The following is a 24,946-nucleotide window of genomic DNA, read 5'->3' as shown; positions in this document are numbered from 1 at the left end:
GGTCAAGGGGGAGTGGATAGTGGGGAGTGGGAAGTGGATAGTAGGGAGAATTTATCATGCCCAATACCACTTGATGCGACCGCAACCTGATTATAAGCCTCCATGCCCGGAAAATGCAAAAACAGCCGAAAAGCACGGGGCTTTTCGGCTGTTCAAGAGATTTTGAAGCAACGGCGAATCGCGGGAATTACTTGATAAACAGCATTTCCTGGTACTTGGGCAAGGGCCACAGGTCGTCGGCCACCACGGTTTCCAGTTGATCGGCGACCTCGCGGACGGCGAGCATGGCTGGCTTGACATGGTCGTTAAAGTACTTGGCCTCGGCGGTCAGGTCATGTGCGTGCTTGTGGCTGGCAGCCTTTTCCAAGTCACCAATGGTTTCCTCGAACTTGGCGACCAAACCGGTCAAGACTTCCAACGTTCCCAAATGGGGGTTTTTGCCGCAAGCCTTGAGGTTGGAGGCAATGCCCGCCAATTCCCCCTGATAACGATACGCCGCGGGAAGCAACTGCGTCTTGGCGATGGACAAGGCGCACTGCGCTTCGGTGTTCATGTCCTTGCAGTACCGTTCGACGTAAATATCGTACCGGCTGCGCAGTTCCCGCTCGCTGAGGACTTTGTATTTTTCAAAGACCTCGATGTATTCCTTCTTGAGCAGGGCCGGCAGCGCGGTGACGGTGTTGCGCAGATTAGGCAAACCGCGCTTTTCGGCTTCCTTATGCCATTCCTCGCTGTAACCGTTGCCATTGAACACGACCGCGGAGTGATCGTTGGCAATCTGCTGCAATAAGCTTTGCACGGCGCTGTTAAGCTTGGACTTGTCCCCCCCCATGGCGGCTTCCAGCTTTGAAGCGCAATAATCCAGGCTTTCGGCCATGATGGTGTTCAAAACCACCAGCGGGCCGGCGATCGACTGGCTGGAACCGACCGCGCGGAATTCAAACTTGTTGCCGGTAAAGGCAAAAGGACTGGTCCGGTTGCGATCTCCCGCGTGCTTTGGCAGGGGCGGCAACACATCCACGCCAACCTTGAGCACGCCGCTTTGCTTGGAACTGGTCGCCTTGCCGGTCTTTAACTGCTCAAAGACATCGGCCAACTGATCCCCCAAAAAGATCGAAATAATCGCGGGAGGAGCCTCGTTGGCCCCCAGGCGGTGGTCGTTACCGCTGGTGGCGACCGTCACGCGTAGCAACTCGGAATATTTATGCACCGCCCGGATCACCGCCGCGCAAAACACCAAAAATTGGGCGTTTTCATGCGGAGTGTCGCCTGGTTCCAGTAAATTGCCGACACCCGCCCCTCCGATCGACCAGTTGACGTGCTTGCCGGATCCGTTGATGCCGGCAAACGGTTTTTCGTGCAGCAGACATGCCATGCCGTACTTTTGCGCGGTCCGTTGCAAAAACAGCATGATCAACTGCTGATGATCGGTCGCCAGATTGGCGTTTTCGTACAGGGGGGCGATTTCGTACTGCGCCGGGGCGACTTCGTTATGCCGTGTTTTCACCGGCACGCCCAGTTTAAACAGTTCGCGTTCGGCCTCCATCATGCAGGCCAGGACGCGTTCGGGAATGGCGCCAAAGTATTGATCTTCGAATTCTTGCCCCTTGGGAGAGGGAGCGCCGTATAATGTCCGGCCGGTGGTCACCAGGTCGGGACGGCTAAAAAAGAAATTCCGGTCGATCAAAAAATATTCTTGCTCTGGTCCACAAGTGGCAAAAATGGGACCGACATTTTCGTGGCCAAAGAGCTTGAGAACCCGTTCGGCTTGCTTGCTAACCGCCTGCATCGAGCGAAGCAGAGGCGTCTTTTTATCCAGTGCCTCTCCGGTCCAAGAGCAAAACGCTGTGGGAATGCACAGTGTCGTGCCGTTCGGGTTTTCCATGATGTAGGCCGGGCTGGTCGGGTCCCAGGCCGTATAACCGCGGGCCTCAAACGTGGCCCGAATCCCACCCGAGGGAAAGCTGGATGCGTCCGGCTCTCCCTGGATCAGTTCCTTGCCGGTGAACTCGGCCAGCGCCGTCCCGTCACCAGTGGGATTCATAAAGCTGTCATGCTTTTCCGCCGTGATGCCGGTCAACGGATAAAAGACGTGGGCATAGTGGGTCGCGCCTTTTTCAATGGCCCAGTCCTTCATGGCCAAAGCCACGGCGTCGGCCACGCTGGCGTCCAGCGGAGCCGCTTTTTTGATAGTGGCTTGCAGGGCCTTGTAAACCGCTTTGGGCAGCCGATCCTTCATGACCCCGTCATTAAAGACATTTGAGCAAAAGAGATCGCTGGCCGGGGTGTCCTTAAAATTTAAGGCCGCACCATTGGACTTGTAATTGTTCACTGCTGAAATCGCCGCCTGTCGTGCAGTACTCAAAGCCCTAACTCCGTAAAAAAGTGGTGGAAAATAGACCAAAACGCAGAGCGCGAAAATCCAAGACCACCACTGGCGGAAGGATGACCGCCGAGAAGAGCGGGTCTTGATTTACGCCTGCTCAAACAAAGCTAAAAAGGCAAAAATGATGCCCAAGAGGGATGTCAGGCCGCTCACTTCGATTGACCTGAGAAATTTCCCGTTATTTTTACCAATTTTCTCTCAACTTAACTCTTTTTTTGGCCGAAACAACCCTCTTCTGCCATTTTTGCTGGCAATCTGTGCATAATTCCCTGGCAAATAGAGATGCGCGGCCACAGATTTACCGGCAAGTTGACGCAGAAGTTAAAGTTTGCGCTGGCGGAAAATTTTAGCGTAAGCGGGGCTACTCTTAGGCACTTCATCGGTGCCATCGGATAGGGGCCAGGCGAGCACGCTCAAAAAGGGAAGTGGGAAATGATGCATGTCAGAAACAAAGTTGCCGGGCATACTCACAAGGTGGCCTGGTGTTTTGTGCGAGGCTCCTCTTTGAGAAATCGGCAACGAGTTTTATGGGGGGGAAAAATCGTGCTCCTTAAATCGTAATATGGAAAAATTCAGGACAGCGGGGTGCACGGCGCGGAAGTGGATGATATAATTTGCCCACTGGGAATGGTGGAGGATACCCCCGTGCCTGACGATTTGCGCCGCAGATCGCCCGGTGCTCTAACGAGTGACCCCCTAAGGATGAGCATGAGTCAAATCGAAGCCCTGGCCCCTTCTCTGGTAGCCAAAGAAGGTCCGCGCCTTTCCGAACTTTCAGCGGAAACGCTTTACGAAAAAATGCTGGCTGTCGCCCACAATCTCTGGTGGTGCTGGCATCCCGACGTGATCTCTTTGTTTCGGGATTTGGATCCTATTCGCTGGCGGCAGTTGGACCATAATCCGATCGCGCTCTTAACCGAATTCACCCCCGAACGGTTGGAAACCCGCGCCGCCGAGTTGGTCTTGTATAGCCGCATCAATCAGGCCTTTCGCCGGTTAAAGGAATACATGTCCGACACCAACACCTGGGCCACCACCCATGCGGGCGTGTTAGGGTCGAAGCCGGTCGCGTATTTTTCGGCTGAATTCGGCATGCACGAATCCGTCCCGATTTATTCAGGCGGTTTGGGCGTGTTGTCGGGGGACCATGTAAAAAGCGCGAGTGGGCTGGGCATTCCGCTGGTGGCGATCGGGCTGTTTTATAACCAAGGTTATTTTAAGCAGCACTTGGATCTGGATGGCTACCAGCACGAGGAATACCTGGAAACGAAAATCGAAAATGTCCCCGTGAAGCGGGCCTTGACCAAAGCCGGAAAAGAGATCACCGTTCGGGTCGAAACGCGCAATGGCCCGATCTGCGCCAAGGTCTGGCACATGCTGGTAGGACGGGTGAATTTGTATTTGCTGGACTGCGATGTGGAGGAAAACAAACCGGAAGACCGCGAATTAACCAGCCGCCTGTACGGCGGGGATCATCGCACCCGCATCCGCCAAGAGTTGATCCTGGGCGTGGGAGGGGTCAAGGCGCTTAAGGCAATGGGGATCACGCCGGGCGTGTATCACTTGAACGAGGGGCATAGCGCGTTTGCCACGCTGGAAGCAATGCGCGAACGAATGGAGGAAGACGGCATCAGCTTTGACGATGCCCTGCGCGAGGTGGCGCAGCGCACGGTCTTTACCACGCACACGCCGGTTCCCGCCGGACATGACCGCTTTGACGCGGGCATGATCGAGGAACACTTAGGCCCCTTGCGCGATCAGTTGGGCATTTCGCATCAACAACTGATGGGCCTGGGTCGGGTCGAGCCCCACAACGAGGGGGAAACCTTTACCATGACGGTGCTCGCGCTCAAGCTGTCGCGCCGGGCCAATGCCGTCAGTCAATTGCACGGCCAGGTTAGCCGCCGCATGTGGGCACATTTGTGGCCCTGGCGCGTTGAAGAGGAAATTCCCATCGGACATATCACCAACGGCGTGCATATTCCCACGTGGTTATCCTGGGCTATGTGGCAACTGTACGATCGGTATTTTCCGCCGAACTGGATGCGCCGCATGGGCGAGCCGGAAGTTTGGCAAGAGTTGCACCGTGTTGATCCGGGCGAGCTATGGGAAACGCACTACGCGCTTAAAAACCAAATGTTGCAGTTTGTGCGCCGCCGGCTAAGCCGCCAGGCCCGCCGTCGGGGAGAGTCCGACGACATCGTCGAAGCCGCCCGCAACGCGTTGGACCCCAATATCCTTACGATCGGATTTGCCCGGCGATTTGCCACGTACAAGCGGGCAGATCTGATCTTTACCGATGTGGAGCGGATCTCGCGGATTCTCAATAACGCGGACCATCCGGTGCAAATCATCTTTGCCGGCAAGGCGCATCCCGCCGACGAGCCGGGCAAACGCCTGATTCGCAAGATCGCCAATCTGCGGCATGATGGCCGCTTTGCCAACCGTGTGGTCTTTGTCGAGGATTACGACATGAATGTCACGCGGCATTTGATCCAGGGGGTCGACGTGTGGTTGAACAATCCGCGCCGCCCGCTGGAGGCCTCGGGCACCTCCGGTGAAAAGGCCGTCATTAACGGCGGACTAAATTTATCCATCCTGGATGGCTGGTGGGCGGAGGCCTACGACGGCAAAAACGGTTTTGCCATTGGCAAAGGGACATCCCACGCCAGTGATGAGCAAGGGGATCGCCGCGATGGCATGGATTTGTACCGCGTCCTCGAGGAAGAAGTCGTCCCGCTCTTTTATGAGCGGGATTCGGACGGCCTTCCCCGCCGCTGGATCCAAATGATGATCCATTCCATCAGTTCGCTCAGTTGGCGGTTTAGCTCCCACCGGATGGTGGCCGACTACGCCCGTCTGGCGTATGTTCCCGCCGCCGGGGGGCTCAGCAGCGACATGACGTTGTAAATTTAGCCGTAGTAATCGCGCGGCCCAGCCCAAAGCCTTGACAAAGGCCCCAAATCGTGTTAGTGTACTTTAGTTCACTTTCACGGTTAGGGGCCTTAGTTCATTCCTTTGCATTGGGGGGTATCTATGGAAACACGCCTTAACAGCGCTCAGTCGCCTGCTTTTTCCCAAAGTCTACAAAAATCGGCGGATGCGGGTTCCCCTTCCGTCGTCGCTTGTTCTACTCGACCGGCATGTCCGGTTTGCGGGGGGATTTTGGTCGAAAGACGGATGAAATTGCAATGTTCGCAGTGCCATAGCATCTGCGAAACCTGTTGCGAGGGGGGGCGCGGATAAAACTGAATACCTCGTTCGTACTGTCCGGCCCAACTTGGCCCAGGCCGCGATCACCGCGTAAATGTGGCGGTCGCGGCGCTAGTGGGGTGGGATGTAAAATAATGTCAGCTTTTTACTCAGCCAGAAAAGGTCCCGCTTTTCCCTTGATTTCAATTGACGATCCGGTTTTTGGCGACGTATACTGAGGGGCGTAAAAAATCCGGGGCAGCGCGTCCGGCTCCTCTATTTAGGTGTATTTCGCAATGAGTTACGGCGAGGGATCCGCGACCGATTATGCCACCATGCGCGGGCGAAATTATCCCAGCATCCGCCAGTTCACGGTTTTTCTGGAAAATCGTGTTGGGCAATTGCTGGAGGTCGTTCGCCGCTTCGAAGGGAGCCGCGTCAAAATTGTCGCGCTCTCCATCAATGATTCCGCCGAATGCGCTTTTGTTCGTTTCTTGCTTAGCCATCCCGAGCAAGGACGCGAAATTTTGGAACGGGCCGGATTGGCCATGATCGAAAGCGATCTGATCGGCGTAGAATTGCCCGATGACTCCCAGCCCTTATTGCGGGTTTGCACCGCGCTCTTACAGGCTGAGATTAACATCATTCAGGCTTATCCCATGCTGGCCAGGCCCCTGGGCCGGCCCGCCGTCGCGCTCATGGTCGATAACATCGAAATGGGCTTGGAAACCTTGGCCAACAAAGGATTTAATTTGCTGACCGAAGGGGACTTGCTGGCGGAAGAAAATTAAATGGGTCGCTAGGGGCGTAAGCCAATGTTAGAAGTAGGAATGAAGAAGGCAGAAAGCAGTATGTCTGCAAAACAATTCCGCATTCATCATTTCGCGGTCGCGGATGCGTAATGTGGCCAGACACTCACTCAAACATGCCATCCGGTAAGCCGACCACGCCGCGAATGATGACTTTCTGCACGGTATCCCAGGGAACGATAGTCATTGTGACCGTCCCATCCGCCGCTTGCGAAGCAAATAAACCGTGAGTCTCCACGGACAATTTGCGCTCAAACCAATCGGGCAACAGCACGGCTCCCCCTTCCAGATGCAACTCGATAATTCCGCCGTGCTCCCGTTCTTCCCAGAGCTTATACATGAGTTCGGCTAATGGGTTGGCGCGTTTGGCGGTCGGGGGCGGGTTGGCCAGGGACGGAGACGGCAGCACGGGGATGGCTGTCCCCTTGCCAATGCCGCTGGCCGCGGTACCGCGCTGTAGAATTTGGCGCTCTTCGTCGGCACGCACGGCAGCAAAGAGATCGGCTAAATCGCCAGCCGCGTTAGGCTCGGTCATGGACGGCGGGACAGGCTCGGTATCCACGGCAATTTCGGCCATAATTGGCTTGCCTTGGTTGGAAATATCATTCTCCTGCACTGGGGGGCCTGCCTCGGCGGCCTGCACGGCGCGGAGCACTTCTAATGAGGGTATTTGAAACCTCGCTTGGCAATGCGGGCACTGGCCCAAGCGGCCCGCTAGCTTGGCGGGGCCATTCAGTTTATGCCCATTAGGACATAGGAACACGATGGCGTCCGGGGGTAATTTACCGCTGCCGCCAGCGGGGTTTGGCCCGGGTGTGGCGTTCGATGACGCCCCCGCGGGTGCGGCAAACGCCGGTGCATGACCTGCGGAAAGCGTTGTCAAAGAGCTTTCGCTTTTAAGAATACTAGAGCCAGGCAGGTGGGTGATTTGCATCGCTTGGGATTCGGTGACGGGCTCGACGGCATCTGTCGCGACGGCTCCCTCGAGGGGAATATGGGGGGCGTCCACCGCTAAAAAAGCGGGCGCGGCGGGATGCGGCGGGGGGCCACGATCCGGCGGAGGTGAGCCATTTTTAGGCAGGGCAGAGTCTCCCGGTATCCGAAATGGCGTGGCGCAGCGCGGGCAACGGGCCATCCGGCCCGCGCTCTCGTCGGGACATTGAATACGATGACCGTTGGGGCAAAGGGCTTCGAGCGACATAACCGATCGGAACTGCGCCTGCGGGAAAAGCCACGAGCCGGTCGGAGCGGACCTGAGGAGAAACGGGTGGCAATACCCCTATTCTAGCATCGGCGCGGGGAAAATCGCCAAGGGAATTCGGTATAAACCGGTCAAAAGCGCGGCGACCGGGCTTTCCGGGAGGGAATACGCCGGGAAGGGGGACGGGTTGCTTGACTTCCCCCCACAGTCGGCGGAAACTATAGTTTTGTAGGACACTTTTCCCGCGTTCTCCCATGCCGATCCACGTTGTTTGCCAAGCTTGCAAGGGCCGTTTTCAGGTCCATGAAAAGTTTGCCGGAAAGCAAGGCCCTTGCCCCAAATGCAAGGCCGTGATCACCATCCCCAAACTGGATGAGCAAGTGGTGATCCATGCGCCGGAGGAATTTTCCGGCGGTTCCACCACCACGGCCAAGGATGCCAAGGGACGTTCGGTCCTGCGCCCCATTCCCCGGGCAAAACTCCGGCTGCAACCGCTGCTGGTGGGGGGGATTGCCCTGGGGATTTGCCTGATCTTTGGCTTAGCGTGGCTCTTGGGAAATACTGTTCAAAATAGCGATACCACGGCCTGGGTTTTTTTAAGCGCGGGGAGTTTATTCTTGGCGCCGGGGTGTGTCTATGCCGGGTACACCGTGCTGCGCGATAAAGAGCTGGAAGGGTATTCCGGCATGCAGCTGTTGGTCCGAGTGGCGATTGTCAGCGCGGCCTACGCCGCGATTTGGGCCATTTATTGCGGGTTAAAAGTGTTTGTTTTTCCCGAGGGAGTGCATGATTACGGCCAATGGCAGCCTCTGGTTATGGCGGCGCCCCTGATGATCATGGCCGTGCTCACCTGTCTGGGGACGCTGGATTTAGAGCCGGTTCCCGCCACCATCCATTTTGGATTTTTTTTATTAGTCAGCGTGGTCTTGCGGGTGGTGATGGGGCTGCATCCTTGGTAAATTTTTTTACGCAAAATTCATCGGGCGGCGGACTCCGCGTCTGTTCGCGGGCGCGGGGAACCCCAACGGGATGATTCTCTGGGCGATTCCAAGGAAAAAAACAGCAATGAACTCGTGGCTGGCGGATCTGCCCGAATTACGCGCGCTGGAATCCCGCCGCGAGTTGATTCGGATTCCCCCCGAACAAGATGTCCCCCTGACTCCGCGGGTCCGGGCCGTGATCGATACGCCGCAATTTCGCCGCTTGGCCCAGGTGCGGCAATTGGGGTTGGTCTCGCTGGTCTATCCAGGGGCCATGCATCAACGGTTTGAACATTCGCTGGGCGTTTACCGGTTAGGTTTGCTGTTTTTACTGGAATTGCAACGGGACCCCCGTTTTTGCCGCCTGATCGATCCACCACGGGCGGAAATGTTCTTGGCGGCGGCGTTGTTGCACGACTTGGGGCATTATCCCTATTGCCACCCGATTGAGGATTTGCGCATGGAGGGCTGGCCCCGACACGAGGAGTTGGCCGCCGGCTATTTGCAAGAGTCCCCGCTGGCCGATGTATTAGTCGAACAGTGGGGGTTGCAACCCCTGGCGATCGCCCGGCTTTTGGCGGGCGCAACCGAATCACCGGCGGAACAGTTGCTAGGAAGCATGCTTTCCTGTCCGATTGACGTGGACAAAATGGACTACCTGGCGCGGGACAGCCTGCACTGCGGCGTCCCATATGGACGAAACTTTGACCAGCAGCGGCTCCTTGGTAGCCTGTGCCTCAATGCGGCGGGAACGGGACTCGCCATTACCGATAAAGGTAAAACCGCCGCAGAAATGCTGGTATTTGCCCGCTATGTGATGTTTAGCGAAGTCTACTGGCATCATACGGTCCGGGCCGCCACGGCCATGCTGCAACGGGCCGTTTATTCGCTGCGCCACTCGCTAGACCCCGCCGAGCTCTGTCGTTGGACCGATAACAACTGGGTGGAGCGCCTGCGCCGGATTAGCCAGCATCAGCCGGTGGAGGGGTTGCTTTCCGGCCTATTTGGCCCCGTGCGAAAAATTTACAAGCGCGTGGCCCAGTATAGTTTTTTAGAGGAACGGGATTTGTATGAGCGATTGGCGCGGCGACCATATGGATGGCTGACGCGGGTGAGCCGCGCCTTGGCCGGGATTCTTTCCACCCGGCTGGGTACCCCTGTTGACGAGCATGATATTCTTTTTGACGCACCTCCCGAAGAGCGTGAAGTCGAATTTGATCTGGATGTTTACGCGGCCAAGGAAGATCGGTATCGGCGTTTGGGGGATGTCTCGCCGATGGTGCGCACCCTGGCGCGGGAACAGTTTGACGATTACGTCAAACGCGTGCGGATTTATTGCGCCGCGGAGTTACGACCGCAATTAACGGAGCGGAGAGACTTGCGGGAATGCGTCTGGACCGCGATCGACGAGGCAAATCGGATCGATTGAGCGGCTTTATGCCGCAAGATGTCGTGCCATTCGCAAGTCATCCTAACGTTGGGTCTACATTCTATTTTTGAATGAGCCGTAGGGTGCTAGACCACGATCAGCACGGCAAAAGTCGTAAGGTAGCGCCCAGCGGCTGATCCGCTTTACACCAATCTTTGACACAGCATGGAGGAATGCTATGCAAAAAAAAAGCAACCCGGCGGATTAGGCCGGGCTGCGCGTGTGTGTGACCGCGAAATATGCTCAATCGATGGTGGGTTAAATTTCGCGGTTTAGTCATTTATGCCAGGAATCAGCTGGCAAGCTTAGCTACGGCGACGCAGCCCCAGGGCCAACACGCCAGCCAGGCCGACACCGGCCAGGACGAAAGTAGATGGTTCGGGAATGACTTCGCCATTGATGGTCACCATGTCAAACCGCAGCGTGCCGGTACCGGCGTAGGTGCTGGTCGGGTTGGTAGCGGTGAAATTTGCCAAGCCATCCTTGGACGTCAAGATGCGGAAGCCAAAGTTGGGATTATTGTTCGCGCCGGGAATGGACGAAAAATTGACACTGCGGCCATTGAACCAGTCATCGCCAGCGCTGGTGGCCACACCGCTACTGAAGGTGCCGGTGGCGCCGTACAAACCGGGGGTACTGGCGGGATTACCCAGGGGAGGTGTCACGCCGGGAGTGGAGTTGGTGTTGTCCAGGGTGAGACGTGTAAAAGTCGAGCCGTCCAGTGTGTAGTGAACAGAGATGAAGCGGCTAGAGGTGTTGCTGTGGCGTTGATCAAAATTGATCGAAATGGAGTTAAAACCGAAGGTGGAAACCTTGACTTCGATGCCGGCGGTTTCGTCAGCGCCGCCAATGGCGGGATAACCAGTGGTTTGATAGCCGCTATTGTCGGCGGCGGGTGCCGGGTCGGAAGAACCACCGCTAGCCGAACCTGACGAAAAGCTATTGGTGATGCCGCCAACATTAGCTAGTGTGCCGGTGCCAATGGCGGGGGCGGTAGTGCCGGTGCTAGTGTTGCCGTCAGCGGGGTTGGAATTAAAATCCCACTGCGAGATAATCGCGGCGTTAGCGAGGGCCGGTAGCGCCACAATGGCGGCGGCCAGCAGGGAACGGGAAACGAACCGATTCATCAGCGTGCTCCTCAGATGAAAAACTAAAGAAAATAAGCCCCTCAAAGTGCAACCAGTATAAACCAGAATTGTTAGGGTCAGATTAGCAAGCTCATTTTCCTAATTAAAATTTTTAGTTTAATCCAAATTGAATCTCAATAATAATCTACAAATAATTTCTACACTCTTGGCCAATTCTCAAATTGATAGAAATTTGCGGCAGATAAAGCAAAAAGCACCGGGGGGAGTGAAAATTCCCCACGGTGCCGATGGATGGGATGCGAGTTTTCCCATTTGCGATGGATTCAATAAATAATTATTCCGAATCCTTTTTCATTTCCGGCAACACGCCCTTCTTCAGCAGTTCCCCAAAGGTGGGGCCATCGTCGCTGGATTTCTGTTCGGCGACTTTCAGCAAGGCGGCTTGGATTTTTTCGGCGTCCATTTTGTCTTTCTTTTTATCCAACAATTCATCCAGGGCCTTGCCATAGGCGTTCCGCACTTTTTTGGCCTTGGGACCATGGCAAATGATACAGGCATCCACCGATTGGTCTTCCTCGTTCACTTTCTTGATCTTGTCGATGGCCGCGGCCAATTTCTTCTCGCCCGCGTCTTCGCTGTCGGGCTTGTAATAGGTCTTCAGAAATTCGTCTTGGAATTCGCGAATGGCAAACGCCGAAGAGGCTTGCCAACCAATGATTGCCGAAGCAACAGCCAACACCACCGCAAACTGCATGCGCTTCATGTGAAAACTCCGAGGCACAAAGTAGGAAACTGCACAAAAGTAGAAAACCGCTGCTCCACGACTGATACAACCCGCGCGGGTTGCCTGCCCCTAGCAGAGCTAGTGTAGTTAAACGATTTAACGGGCGAAAGTCAAGGAAAGCCCGGCAAAGTCACCCCGATCCCGGCAATTTTTCAGAATTTCCCCGTCCTCCGGCCACGGATTCAGGGACGGGACATTTCCATTTCTTTTTCCATTTCCCGCAGATCATTAGCCGAAAATCCCGATTTCGGCTCGGGAACAGCCGGTGATTCGGCCGGGATAGTTCCTGTCGGAAGTCCCTTTGCACGTTCCGCCGGGATTGTCGATTCGGGAGCGAGCGGGGTGGGCCGGGGAATGATTGCGGCCGGAAGTGCCGCGGCATCCCCCTTGTCCGACGTGTTGCCCTCTGTTGGGGGTAAACCCGGAACGGTCCGGGTGTTGGAGAAAGTGCTGGATTTGAGTGCTAAATGCCCGGGCTCTATCCGATGCCATTCGGGCAGTCGATCCGCCGGGGTGGCCCAGGGAAGGGGGGCAAAAGCCAACTGTCGTTCGCCCAATTGCCAAATTTCGTTCCATTGATTGACCGCGACGTTTGTCGTGCCGACCGCGGCGGTGATCCGCGCGGGAGAAGTATAGCCATCGACTAAGAAATTGCTGGAGCGCCATTGCAAAGCGTCCTGCAGGCCGTTAAGGTCGTCCAGATTTTCCAATTCCAAAAACGGCCCCGAGCCGCTGCCACGAATCACGCTGTCCCGCAAATCCAGCGAAACTGGCAAAATATCCGGCAGATTCAGGGCGTTTTTGATCCTGGCCAATCCCCGCCAGAGGACCGCGGTGACATTGCGCAATTCGATCGTCACCCCCTCGTTAATTTGCCCGGCGGCAGGCCGCTGTCCAATATCGACGGCTAAGAGCGTCTCGCTGGTCGCTAAAAACCCTTGTTCCCAATGAAAGCGAAGCGGAACTTGTTCTTGGTTATTGATGATGACCGCGGCCCCCCGGATCGTCGACTGGAGTCCCTCCAGGATGACGGGGTCGCGGGGCCGTGGGAGCGTTTTTGCGCGCAGCGTATTGGCATTGGGACCGTTGGATAATTCAAAAAAACTGACCCGGGCATCCCGCGGCCGGATTTGATCGCCGTTGCGGATGGTTAAGGAAGATTCCACAAAGCGGAGGCTGGTAATTTGCCTTAAATGAAAAAATGCCCAAGGCTTGGCGGAAATTTGCCCCGGCAGTTCAAACTCTAGATGGACCCGTTCGAAGTTGAGCTGGCCTCCCATCATGGTTAGCATGCCTCGGATGCTGGCCGCGCTTTCCAACCCTCCCGGGCGAAAGCGGATGATCGGCTGCCGCTGCGGAGCGGCGGCAATCGTGAGGTTGGGTTGCGACAAGGTAAACGGCTGCTCAATCAGCAAGCCGTCATAGTCCAGGATCACCGTTGCTCCCTCACGGGCGGCGCGGCATGCCGCCGCCAGCGAGGCAAATTCCCCTCCCCGTTGAGGATTGGGCGTGACGATCAGTCGGCCGCTGGTCCCCCCGCTGGATTCGGGAAGAGGGGGGGGATTTGTATTTCCATCGGGATTTGCGTTACCGGTGGCGGGAAGGGATTCGCGGGCGAGTTGCGGCCAGTTAAACTGCCACTTGGGAAGATTGCTGGTGATTTGGGGGAGATACTGAGTCTGCAGGGAGGCCACGGACTCATTTAAATATTTCGTTGACCACGCAATCCGGCTTTGCCAATCGTCCGTACTAGCTGGGTCCGTAATAGGCGTGTCCGTGCCGGGACTAGCGGATAGATTAACGTTTTGGCTATTGCCTTTGTCATTTTGACGGGCGGCTGGCGGGAGCGCGGCGCCTTCCGGTGCTAGGGCCAGTTCTGGAAATGTCGGCTGAGAGTTTGTCGCTGGGGGCGATTTATCGTCTAACGCAAAGTTTTGACTCTGCGCTGGTAATTTGGGATTAAAAAATGCTTGGTCCGCTGGTGCCGCGGGAGAGCTTTGGCCCTTGGGAACACCGCTGTTCGTCGCCGAAGGGAGGGGCTTTGTGGCAGTCGTGGCGCGCGTGCCGGGATGTTGAGCCGAGATCAATTGCGGTTGATAATCTTTGGCATACACCTGATCCCACGTATATAAAATCCAGCCAATGATCAGCGACAACACCACGGGGGCGATCCAGGGTAAATGGTAATACCACCACGGGGGAGCCACCTTAACCGGGGGAGACCAGACCGTGGACAATCCCGCCCGATGCGGCAAAAGGCCCAGTTCCTCCGCCAAAACACGTAAATCCTGCGTTAACTGGGTCGCGGTTTGATACCGCGCTTCGGGTGATTTGGCCATCAACTTACGCAGGATTTTTATCAAATCCGCGGGCAATTCCGGCCGCAGGGTGCGGGGATCGGTGGGATCCTCGGACTGGTGCTTGAGCAGCTTTTGCAGCACGGTTCCGCTGGAAAAGGGAGCCGCTCCGCTGAGCATAAAGTACAGCGTGCAGCCCAGCGAATAAAGGTCGCTGCGGACATCGGCCACGCGCGGGTCGCGGGCCTGCTCGGGCGAAATATAGTCAAACGTCCCCAGGGTCACGCCGCTGGCGGTTAGGTCTTCTTGTTGTTGGTCGACCTGGTGCAAACGGGCCAAGCCCATATCCACCAACTTGGCCTTTTGCTCCGGCGTAACGATGATGTTAGAGGGTTTAATGTCCCGATGTACGACTTCGCGGCCGCTGGCATGGGCGAGGGCCTCGGACAATTGCAGCATGTACAACAGCGTGTCGGGGATCGACAGCGGCCCCTGCTGCTCCACCAACTCCCGCAAATTGACCCCCTCAATAAACTCAAACACAATAAAATGCCAACCCCGATCATGGCCAAAGTTGTACACCCGGCCGATGTTTTCGTGGTCCAGCCGCGCTGCGGATTGGGCTTCATTTTGAAAGCGGCGCAGGGTTTCTTCGTCCCGCGATTGATTCGGCGCTAGCACTTTGACAGCGACAATGCGGTTGAGCATGGTGTCGAGCGCGCGAAACACCGCCCCCATACCCCCTCCGCCCACGAATTCCCGCAGAGCATAATGGCCCAGTGTTTGCCCGGCCAGCAGCTTACCCATCTCCCGCGAGGTCAAACTACCGATCTGCGGCGCTTCTTCCAGTGGATTGACAGAGATGACCGTCTGCTGATTGACCAGTTCCGCCTCTTCCTCCGGAGTCAGCGGCGCGAGTGCCCGGGCGGAACTTCCCGCCACAAACTTTTGTCCTGAGTCGCTTTTGCCGGAATCGCTTTTGGCGGTAAGACTGTTGAGCCTGGCGGAATCGTTGACCAGCGACAAATCCTGGCGTAATGGGTCAAGTTCTTTGATATAAGGCAGGGTCTCGTTATCCAGCAAACGTGGCCGCGGCATGATCACCGTGCCGTTGTCCGTACTGTCATAAACCGCTGCCGCAGGACTTTTCACACGTAGAGCCGAGGGCGAATTACCCGGTGTTGATTCTTTATCAGTCTGCGCCCTGGGCGTACCGTCTAACTCCGTGGTTAGCGGGGGAGGAGTTTGTGAAAGCGATAATTGTTTCGACGAATCCATGACATGGCCCGTGCCTGTGATCCATTCGCTGCTAGCTACAGATACGTTAGAGAAGCCTACGGACTCAGAAAAGTTCCCATTATTATATTCGCCGACGGGGCATTCTGTATTGGCGAATCCCCCCAAAAAGTGCTTTTAAAATCACCATAAAAGCCGTTATTGGCTTATTGTTTAGTTTCTTAAGTCTATATGCCAGAAGATTATAGGTGAATTGTTGTAGCATGGGTAAAAACTTGTCCGCAAATTCTTTTTCATCTTTATGGGACAAATCGCAAGGTTCCCCAATCGACGGGGTGGGCTTGAGTCGAGGGGGTTCCCCGGAGTGATTGTAACCCCTGCCGGGGCCAGATGCGATTCACCTGGACAATCCAAGATTGCCCCAACAGTTCGTTGCTAGCGGTTAACTCCCGCAAGGGAATGGCCATTTCCACGCTCCAACCCGTCTCGGAACGCTTGGCCGCCACAAAATACTCGGGGTTCCAGCGTTCATCCCCCGTGCAATCTTCACTTACCTTGCCTGTGGAATCGCACTCGAAATGAAACCAAGTATTCCTATCGCGATCCAGGTCCAAATACCACTCGATCCGTTCTTGAGCAGTCAAATCGGGGTCCCGGGAACGAGTTTTGGCGATCTCGGGCTGGTTTTCCGGGTCGTGGGTCTGACATTCCGCCGCTAAATATAGATACTCGGCGTCATACGCCCAGCGTGTTGTGGTGGGGGGTAAATCGCTATCTAATTCTCCACCGCGAAGCGAGATAGCGTCCGTTTTCTGCCAGGTTTCGTCATCGCAAATGCCATCCAGGTATGGCTTTATGGTAACAGCCCGACAACCCCAGTGAGCTTTGGGGGCACGTCTGCCTGCGGTGTCCCGCAATTCGGCATTGATAACTTCCTGCCAATCATCGGAAAAGCGGCTGTGGTAGGGAGGCTTGCTTAGGATTTTTAAGCCCAAAGGTGGCGTTGTGGCACCCGGTTCCTGAGGATGTTCTTCATGCCAGGAGTGATATAAAAATTGGATTTCAGGGGGGCAAGCCAATTGCGGGTGATGCCGCCAAAGTATTTCATTGACTTTTTGCAGTCGGGCGCGGTGGGTGTTTGACCCTGGCGCAGCCGTTCCCCCCTGTTCCGGGGTGGCCCCGCGTTTTTGCCAATGTTGCAATTCACAACTGGAAAGCTGACGCAATTCCGCCAACCAAATTTGACCAGTGGCGGTGGTCAAGGGATATTTTTGCCATAAGTGTTGTTGGATTAATCCCGCCAAATCCAGGCGACCAATTTTTTCACATTCCCTGGACAAATTTAGCAAGGTGTCGGCGGCGACTTCAGGGGAACTGCCACGCGTAAACTCATCCAGCATGGGCAACCAGTTGGCGGATTTTGTTAATTTTCCCTGCACTAGCATTTTTTGCCAAACCCGTCGCCGCCCACTGGCTATGGTTTCCGTCGGGGAAAATCCTGGCGTGTCATTTTGTACCAGCATTCGACGTGTGGGAGAGTCTGCCGGATGTTCGCTGTGACTAAGAATTTGTGCGTTAGGGTTCGTCGGCGGGCTTGTACCCGCTTGCCAGTGCCAAGACCAGCCAGCGGGTAATTCCTGAGGAGACCTCAGTGAACCGCGCAGGCCAACTTGAGCAACCCCCCGTGCCATGGCCCGCGCCGGAAGTGCCCATTCCTCCAATGTTATCGGCGTCCGTGGGACCGGCTGCTGGCAAGACAATCCTCCGGCATGGGGTTGCGCGGTTGGTTGAAAGGACCATAAGGGGGGGGATGGGTCTGCACCGCTGGAACCGGTCGCTTGCCAATATTCCAAGCAACTGGCATGCAGCAACACATCTTGAGCGGGGGCGTCAGGTCCCGGCTGAGGCACTAGGACCGCCGCCGGTTGCCAGGTAAGTAAAGTGTTCCGCCAGAAATTTTTGAGCGCTAGTTGTGACGTGGTACCGGCGGATTGCCCCCAAATTTGATTCAGGCGTTCGCTAGGCCAATCAATTCCCGGTTGCCGCAGCGGAAACCGCCACTCAGGTTCCGCCAACGTGGCGCCCAAGCTGGCTAGCGCGGCCCGCACGCGAATCGCTTGTCGTTCGATGGCGGGGGAGGGAACTTCGACATCACGTCGATTCAACACATCTACCACGGTGCGAAAACCTTGCGCGCCGCTTAACTGGGCGATCAATTCCCAGGGGATTTGGCTTGGCTCATTGACGACAATCAGCACCCCCGCGCGGCGATTGGCGCCCTGGACGGTTTCCCAGGTTTGGCCCCCATCGCTGGTAAGGATAATTTGACCCAATCCCCCCACTCCCCAGCCATGCCGTTCGTCGCGAAAGTGCAGATCAAAGATTGGCAACGTGGTGGGGATTTTCTGCCATTGCCAGGTTTGGCCAGCGTCCTTGCTATGTAAAATGCGTCCCCCGGTGGTGCCCGCGATCCAGATTTTTGGCCCGCGACACGCCACGGCCTGCCAGTCACACCACTGTAATTCTGCCGAATCAGGCAGTTGGCCCGGCTTTGTCCAGTCGCTGTTTTCCGCCGTGTTTTGCAGAATAAGCCCCCCTTGGCCAACCAGCCAGGTGTTTCCCGACTCGTCATGTGCCATGGCTCGTGGACCTCGCAACCCATCAAAGGGAGTGGCAATGGAGGACCATTCGGCCAAACTTCCGCTTTGGATGCCGCGCTGGCTAGCCAAGGTAAAGCGTAACCGCTTTGTCATGGCGGTAGGTCCGCTAGTGTTGCTATTGGCAAGAGAGATGGCAACTTGCTGATCAGTGGCCAGTGCGGCCAGGATATCGGACTGTTGCTTATTAACAACCGGTTGCCAATCGCGCCCCCCATTTTCCGTGATGAAAATATTTGTCCCAAAGATCGTCGAAAATTGCCCCGCGCACCAACCAACCTGATGATTAAAAAACCTCAGTTGACGGATCCCGGGGAGTTGCTGATGTTGGTCAAGAATCCAATTTTGGCCACCATCCACCGTGCGTAAGATCACCGCGCTGGTGGCGTCCGCCGCGGGATGGCACACCACGCCGCCGATCCAACCATGCTGCTCATCGACAAAGCTGACCGCGGTTAATGTGGCAAACACGCGGGAGTCCTGTGGTTGCCAGGTCCGGCCCCCATCGGTCGTCGCCCAAATTGCGCCTTGGTCTCCCACGGCCCAGCCTTGTCGTGTGTTGACAAAGCAGACACTCCGTAAAGTCGCATCGGATTGCCAACTGCGGGCATAGGGCTGCAACCAGGCGACCGATTTCTCCGCGGGATCGACCGGGTGTTCGGCCGGTGGAGGATTGACAGTCGTGGCGGCGGGAGCCTTGTTAGCGGCGAAATGTTCACTTCCGATAGGCGGAGGACTTGGCTCGGGCAGGTTCAGCCCCGCTGGATTTAAGGCGCGATCATCAATCGGCTGGGAAAAGACCCCCTGGCGTTCGCGGCGGTCAATATTATTTTGAAACAGATTCGCGGGTATATCGGGGTAATCGCGCTCGTCGGCGCGTGCGCTACGCGCCAGAGCAATTAACAGAATCAGACAGAACAAAAGCGCGGGGCGGATGTTCAAGCTTGCCAGGCTAACTGCTTGCGCGGTCCGGCGACTGTATGGGCTGGGGAGGTAAGGCAGCATGACGGATGACATTCAATAAATCAGCGTAAAAATTCCGCGGGAACGATTCAGGCTAAAAAATCCGCCAAATCGTAGCAAATTGCCCCCAGCCGCCATAGAGAAATCTGGTTTGGATTCAAAAGACGCCTTAACGCGACCGCGATGCCCATTTATCCTAATGTTTTGGAAAAGCTGTCAATTTGAGTTGATCACATCAGCCGCTGGGCGAGCGCCCACGGTTTTTGCCTTCATCCGATGGCCATTGAACCTGGTTGCACATCCTCCCGACCTCCGTGCTAGCGGAATCGTTGATGGGTATTTTGTTCTTGTGCTAGCTTTTGAGGAATTTCCCGCGCGTGCCGACCATTGCCGAACTAGTGGTGCTGATGGGCGCGGCGGCGTTGGCCGGGGCCATGAATTCTATCGCTGGCGGCGGGACGTTTCTCACTTTTCCCGCGCTTGTGTGGTCGCTAGGGGCCGGGAACGAAGTCGCCGCCAATGTCACCAGCACCATCGCCCTCTGCCCCGGGTCGTTTGCCTCCGCTTGGGCGTATCGGCGGGAACTTTCGCACTATGGGCATTGGCTAAAGTGGCTATTTTGGCCCAGTCTGCTGGGGAGTGTGGCGGGGACGTTGTTGCTGCTGTGGGGGCGGCCGGAAACTTTTCAAAAATTGATACCGTGGCTGATACTCTTGGCCACGCTGCTGTTTGCCCTGCAGCCGCGGATTTTACGCTCTAGCGGCCTGGCAAATGCCGGTGATGCACATGTCGTCCCGGCAAGCAACCGCCGCCTGGGGGCGATTCTGCTTTTTCAAACGGCGATTGGCCTGTACGGCGGATATTTTGGCGCGGGGATCGGCATCCTCATGCTCAGTTCGCTGGGCCTCTTGGGCATGACCGACATCCATGGCATGAACGCGGTCAAGACGGTGCTGGCGACGCTGATTAACGCCGTCGCGCTCGCGCTATTTTTGTGGCAAGATAGTTTTCCCGTCCCCGGACAAGGAGAGATCATCAATTGGCCCCGCGCGCTGCCGATGGTCCTGGCGGGGGTGGCCGGGGGTTACTTTGGCGCGCATTACGGTCGCTTGCTGGACAAGCATTTGCTGCGGCGCTTGATTGTGCTGATCGGCAGCGTGCTGACGGCTTGGTACTTTTGGCGGCAATGGGCCGGATAGTAGTAGGCACCGTCCCGGTGCCGTATTACGTTTAGCCGCGCCGCGTAGCGAAGCGCGTCCCGATGCCGTATTACGTTTAGCCGCGCCGCGCAGCGTGTCCCGGTGCCGGACTACGTTTAGCCGCGCCGCGTAGCGAAGCGCGTCCCGGTGCCGTATTATGTTTAGCCGCGCCGCGCAGCGAAGCGCGAGCGACTGGTATTTGGTTTATGGTATTTGGTTTATGGAAATGATAATTTTGCCACGACGCACCCAAAGCCGCCGCTGGCATCGGCGGAATTAGCGGCAACAGACGCGTATCGCGGGAAAAATGTAGGAGGCGACTCCGTCGCCGAACGGGCAGAGACGAAGGTGATGGGTAACGAGCAACACCCACGCTGCTCCGGAGGAGCGCCATCTTTATAGCAACCCGCCCCACACCACAATTGCCAATTCTTCATTCTTCACCCCCTCCCTGCCGTTTAGCCGTTCCGCGCGGCGACCGGACGCGGTAGAAATTGTAAAGCGTAAGCCGCTATCCTGGTAAATCAGCAATTGCCCGCTGGGAAAATTGGGAACTGGGCGCCGTGGAGCTTGTTCATGTTGGTTCTTTTAATTTTATTAACCGATAGGTTTAGGCAAATACTCGCAGCAACCTTATTTTACTTTTTATCCCGCGCGGGTGGTTCACTCAGCCATAATTTTTTAGATTTCCAAGCCGCGATACGTTCCTCAGCAAGTTTGCCACCACTTGGCAATTCGTCGCTTCTCCAATCGTTGTCCAGCTTGGCCAATTCTTGGCACGTTATCGCCTCGTCATACTTGCCCAAGAGTGCTAGTGCGCATGCTTTGGCATTCAGGGCATAACCATCCTTATTCGCCTGCTTCAGAGCTGACTCCGCTAATTCTAATGCTAAAGGACCATCGCGAAATTCTGGTTGGGGACAGGTGGCCAGGAGAAAGGATTTACAAGCGGATGGCATAACTGAGTTGGCATCTAAATTGATGGATTTATTAAAGTTATTAAGAGCACTGACATAATCACGATTGCAGTGATAGGCTATGCCTAGTCTATAACAAGCTTTACTATCTTTAGGATCGCGTTTAATTACTTCGCAATAATCCTGAATTGAGCCACTATAGTCATTTATGTAAAGTTTTGACCCTGCACGGTATTCGAATGCTAGGCTGAGCGAAGGATCGATTCGGATTGCTTTATTGGCATCGCGTATGGCCTCATCGTAGTGCTTTATCTGAGTGAAAGCATAGCTGCGAATTATATAAATATTAGCATTAGACGGTTCTAATTGAATTGAAGCATCGAAATCTTGAATTGCGCCATGAAAGTCGGTTTGAAGCATTTTGGCTTGACCGCGGTTATTGTACGCGGGGGCATATTTTGGGTTAAGTCGAATAGCTACATCGTAATCTTTGATAGCAGCATTAAGTTCTTGTTTGGATTGCTTTGAAATGCCACGATTGTAAAAGGATAGATAATAGTATGGATGTAATTGTATAGCGTTATCAAAATCTTTGATCGCTCTATCGTGGTTTCCCATATCATCATGTACATATCCTCTATTAAAATACGATAAATAATCTTTTGAATCAAGTCGGATTGCCTCATTAAGATCCCGTAACGCACCAGCATAATCCTGTAGCATGTTCTTGGCAAATCCTCGATCTCGGTAAGCCTTGGATAAGTCTGGATTGATTCCGATAGCTATGTCATAGTCCGTTATGGCTTTATTATAATCTTTACGTTCAAAGTTGAGGTTTCCCCGGTAAAGGTAGTTAAACGCATCTTTTGGATGGTGTAGGATTGCTAGTTGAATGTCAGAATAAGCTTTATCGTAATTACCCCATGCAATCCACGTTGCTGCTCGAATACGCAAAGCCTCTGCGGGAGCATAGTTAATCGAGATTCGAGTGTTTGCCATTGAAAATGCTCCAATCACATCCATCACATCCTTCTTCCGCACCCAGGCCCGCTCCAGCCACAGCCATTCGCCGTTAACATGTTCAACAGTGGCGGGATAAGGGATTAAAGTAACATCGAAAACTTGGTTTCCGATCTTTGCGATAGCATCATCGCGCCAAAATACCCGCTTGCCAATCCATAGGTCATCCGCCAGGAGCGGCGTACCTGGGAACACGCAGATCAAGAAAGTAAGCCAGAATTTGCCACTCATCGGCCCCTCGCATATCGGAATGGATTACAGACCAGTGAAATTTAAGCAAGCAGATCATAATTATGTGTGATTGTTGAGTCAATCAAAAAGGTGCTTGCAGATAACAGTCGCATGCTACTAACTACGATTGCTAGCAGATTTACTTTTGTTTACGGCATCGGGACGATGCCTACTACTTTCTTTTGCGGCATCGGGATGGTTTCTGCTACTTTTTGTTTACGGCATCGGGATGGTTTCTGCTACTTTTTGTTTACGGCATCGGGACGGGGACTGCTACTTTCTGATTACGGCATCGGGACGATGCCTACTACTTTCACCCTAGCCACGGGTTATTGCGTTTTTCCTCGCCGATTGTGGTTGCGGGGCCGTGGCCCGGGAGGACGATGCTCTCGTCCGGCAGCGGCCACAGGTGGGTCCGAATGCCGCGCAACAGCAACTCGTGGTCCCCGTCAGGAAAGTCCGTCCGCCCAATCGAGCCGGCGAACAGCACGTCGCCGCCAATCACCAGCGGTGGATTCAGCCCCTGGCTAATAAACACCACATGCCCCCGACTGTGACCGGGAACTTCGCGCACGTCCCAGGCCAGCCCGCCATACTCCGCCACATCCCCCCCGCGTAGCAACCGGTCGGCGGGGGGGCTAACCACTGGCATCCCAAACAACGCTGACAGGTTCAGCTGGGGATTGGTAAGCTTTTCCGCATCGTCGGCACCAATCACCAGCGGGCACGTGGGCCAGGCAGCCTTGAGCGCACCATTGCCGGCGATATGATCGGCATGTCCATGCGTCAGCAAGATCGCGACGGGCGTCAGGGACGCTTTTTTTATCGCCGTGATAATCAGTTGCGGTTGCAGGCCGGGATCGACGACGACACATTCAGATTGACCCGCCACCCAGATCAGGTAGCAATTTTGGTCAAACGGGGCGGAAACAATCGTCTCTATCCGCACCTTTGGATCAAGTTGATCAATGGAATTAGTAAATGCCATGGAATTGGTGGTTGTCCGTAAAATGTCAAATGTCAAAGGAGTTGGCAAACCTTTGTAATTATTACGCAGTCGGCGGGGCGATAAAGATTACAGACTTTAACCAAAATTACCCACTTTTGCTAAGCTGTGCGAATTATTCAGCTATTTGGCAGCTTGGGTGGTTTGGGATGTTTGCGAGATGTTTTTGCCTTTGGTTTGCAAATTTGGCATTTGACTTGCACAGAAAGCGGAAAGTAACATAAGAGTGACCTTAATGTAATATCGTCCCGCTGGCATTGTTGAGTTGTTAGGTAAACTTTGAATTCGATGGATTGAATTCCCCACCCCCCCACGCAACATACTTGGCACAACTTTAAAAGGAGTAGAAAAATGCGTTGTTCTTGGATTTCACGTGTATTTAGCCTGGCGAGTCTGGGCGGAGGCTGCCTGGCGGCGGCCCTGCTCTTTCCCGCGATCGTCAGCGGTCAAACCACCCCCCTTCCCCCGACACAACAGCCAGTACCCGCCCAGCCCGCGGCAAATCAGGCCCACCCGCTGGATCCGTGCCTGGAAATTGCCTACAAGGGGATGAAGCACATCAAGGAAGATATCAAGGACTACACTTGCACGCTGGTCAAGCGCGAGCGGATCGATGGCAAGTTGTTAGACGCCGAGTATATGTACACCAAAGTGCGGCAAGAGCCGTTCAGCGTATACATGAGCTTTTTAAAGCCGGACGCGGTCAAGGGTCGCGAAGTGATCTACGTCCATGGCGCGAATGATGGCAATTTGCTGGCCCACGAGGGGAAGGGTTTGGCCGCGCGGTTTGGGATGGTATCGCTCAAGCCGAATTCGGCGCTCGCCATGAAGGACAACCGTTATCCCATTACCGAGCTGGGCCTGTACAACCTGACGCGGCGGTTGATCGAAGTGGCGGAAAACGACCGCCAGTTTGGCGAATGTGAAGTGAACATGTCGCAGGCCAAGATTAACGGCCGCGAATGCACGATGATGCAGGTGGTGCATCCGGTGCCGCGCAAGAACTTTTTGTTTCATGTGGCGCGGATTTACGTGGATAACGAATTGAATGTGCCGATCCGCTATGAGGCCTACGATTGGCCGGAAAAGCAAGGGGGCCAACCGGTCCTGATGGAGGAATATACGTACTTGAACTTGCAGTTGAATACCGGCCTGACAGACGCGGACTTTGACTCCCGCAACCCGCAGTATAACTTTAAGTAAGCGGGGTGAGGGGTTAGGGTCGAGGGAACGGGGGATGGGGAACAGGGACGAAGGCTTTAGCCCGTATCTGACAAAGCCGCCGATGGTATCGGCGGTTTGCGGGAGACGGTCTGCTGGACGCGGGTTCGCGAAGGTAGCCGCGACGCAGAGTGGAGCGCTGCCGTGAAACTTGAATGAGCAGAAAACAGGTGCCGTAGGGTGGTGACAAGCCACTAAGAATTCGGCGATTTTGCAAGGCGACCGTCGGCACAGTCCCACCTTTTAACCCCGGGGTAAGTAGCGCGGAATTGTGCATTTTAAACCAATCAAGCCATTCGCGGGTAATGCCGCGAGTGGCTTTTTTTATTC

General features: G+C 55.3%; 14 protein-coding genes. 6 read left to right on the top strand and 8 right to left on the bottom strand.

The window, feature by feature from the left end:
• Positions 1-187: 187 nt before the first annotated feature.
• Positions 188-2,365 carry a glutamine synthetase III gene (locus tag SFX18_20345; protein MDX1965508.1) on the bottom strand — a complete coding sequence of 726 codons (2,178 nt, stop codon included), beginning with the start codon at positions 2,363-2,365 and terminating at the stop codon, positions 188-190.
• Positions 2,366-3,094: 729 nt separating this feature from the next.
• Here SFX18_20345 and glgP point away from each other — a divergent pair.
• Positions 3,095-5,296: an alpha-glucan family phosphorylase gene (gene glgP, locus SFX18_20340; protein ID MDX1965507.1), complete on the top strand. Its 2,202-nt coding sequence runs from the start codon at positions 3,095-3,097 to the stop codon at positions 5,294-5,296.
• A 578-nt stretch (positions 5,297-5,874) separates the two neighbouring features.
• On the top strand, positions 5,875-6,369 hold the full coding sequence (locus tag SFX18_20335; protein MDX1965506.1) for an acetolactate synthase: 495 nt from the start codon (positions 5,875-5,877) through the stop codon (positions 6,367-6,369).
• A gap of 124 nt (positions 6,370-6,493) precedes the next feature.
• Here the strand turns inward: SFX18_20335 and SFX18_20330 are convergent, their stop codons facing one another.
• Positions 6,494-7,588, bottom strand: coding sequence for a hypothetical protein (locus SFX18_20330; GenBank protein MDX1965505.1), 1,095 nt, complete (start codon positions 7,586-7,588; stop codon positions 6,494-6,496).
• Positions 7,589-7,842: 254 nt separating this feature from the next.
• Between SFX18_20330 and SFX18_20325 the strand changes: the two genes are divergently transcribed.
• Both SFX18_20325 and SFX18_20320 read left to right on the top strand, forming a co-directional pair.
• Positions 7,843-8,547, top strand: coding sequence for a hypothetical protein (locus tag SFX18_20325; protein ID MDX1965504.1), 705 nt, complete (start codon positions 7,843-7,845; stop codon positions 8,545-8,547).
• A gap of 106 nt (positions 8,548-8,653) precedes the next feature.
• Positions 8,654-9,997: an HD domain-containing protein gene (locus SFX18_20320; GenBank protein MDX1965503.1), complete on the top strand. Its 1,344-nt coding sequence runs from the start codon at positions 8,654-8,656 to the stop codon at positions 9,995-9,997.
• A gap of 305 nt (positions 9,998-10,302) precedes the next feature.
• On the opposite strand, the gene SFX18_20315 is transcribed toward SFX18_20320, so the two are convergent.
• The 4 genes from SFX18_20315 to SFX18_20300 form a co-directional block, all read right to left on the bottom strand.
• Positions 10,303-11,124 (bottom strand): PEP-CTERM sorting domain-containing protein, encoded by an 822-nt coding sequence (locus SFX18_20315; protein ID MDX1965502.1) that lies wholly within the window; start codon positions 11,122-11,124, stop codon positions 10,303-10,305.
• A gap of 295 nt (positions 11,125-11,419) precedes the next feature.
• Complete coding sequence (locus tag SFX18_20310) at positions 11,420-11,848, bottom strand: hypothetical protein (protein ID MDX1965501.1); 429 nt, start codon at positions 11,846-11,848, stop codon at positions 11,420-11,422.
• 203 nt (positions 11,849-12,051) lie between these two features.
• The gene (locus SFX18_20305; protein MDX1965500.1) at positions 12,052-15,444 is read right to left on the bottom strand and encodes a protein kinase; all 3,393 of its coding nucleotides are present in this window, start codon (positions 15,442-15,444) and stop codon (positions 12,052-12,054) included.
• A 257-nt stretch (positions 15,445-15,701) separates the two neighbouring features.
• A complete protein-coding gene (locus tag SFX18_20300) occupies positions 15,702-19,076 on the bottom strand; it encodes a YCF48-related protein (protein MDX1965499.1) in 3,375 nt (1,124 codons plus the stop codon).
• A gap of 323 nt (positions 19,077-19,399) precedes the next feature.
• Between SFX18_20300 and SFX18_20295 the strand changes: the two genes are divergently transcribed.
• A complete protein-coding gene (locus SFX18_20295) occupies positions 19,400-20,221 on the top strand; it encodes a sulfite exporter TauE/SafE family protein (GenBank protein MDX1965498.1) in 822 nt (273 codons plus the stop codon).
• 638 nt (positions 20,222-20,859) lie between these two features.
• On the opposite strand, the gene SFX18_20290 is transcribed toward SFX18_20295, so the two are convergent.
• Positions 20,860-22,389: a tetratricopeptide repeat protein gene (locus SFX18_20290; GenBank protein MDX1965497.1), complete on the bottom strand. Its 1,530-nt coding sequence runs from the start codon at positions 22,387-22,389 to the stop codon at positions 20,860-20,862.
• 313 nt (positions 22,390-22,702) lie between these two features.
• Positions 22,703-23,377, bottom strand: a complete 675-nt coding sequence (locus SFX18_20285; protein MDX1965496.1) for an MBL fold metallo-hydrolase — start codon at positions 23,375-23,377, stop codon at positions 22,703-22,705.
• Positions 23,378-23,746: 369 nt separating this feature from the next.
• Here SFX18_20285 and SFX18_20280 point away from each other — a divergent pair, with 369 nt between their 5' ends.
• On the top strand, positions 23,747-24,598 hold the full coding sequence (locus tag SFX18_20280) for a DUF1571 domain-containing protein (protein MDX1965495.1): 852 nt from the start codon (positions 23,747-23,749) through the stop codon (positions 24,596-24,598).
• Positions 24,599-24,946: the final 348 nt, after the last annotated feature.

It is taken from the genome of Pirellulales bacterium (assembly GCA_033762255.1).
Lineage (GTDB): Bacteria > Planctomycetota > Planctomycetia > Pirellulales > JALHPA01 > JANRLT01.
Note: the sequence above shows the minus strand (reverse complement) of the source record. Positions and strands in the feature narration are given on the sequence as shown.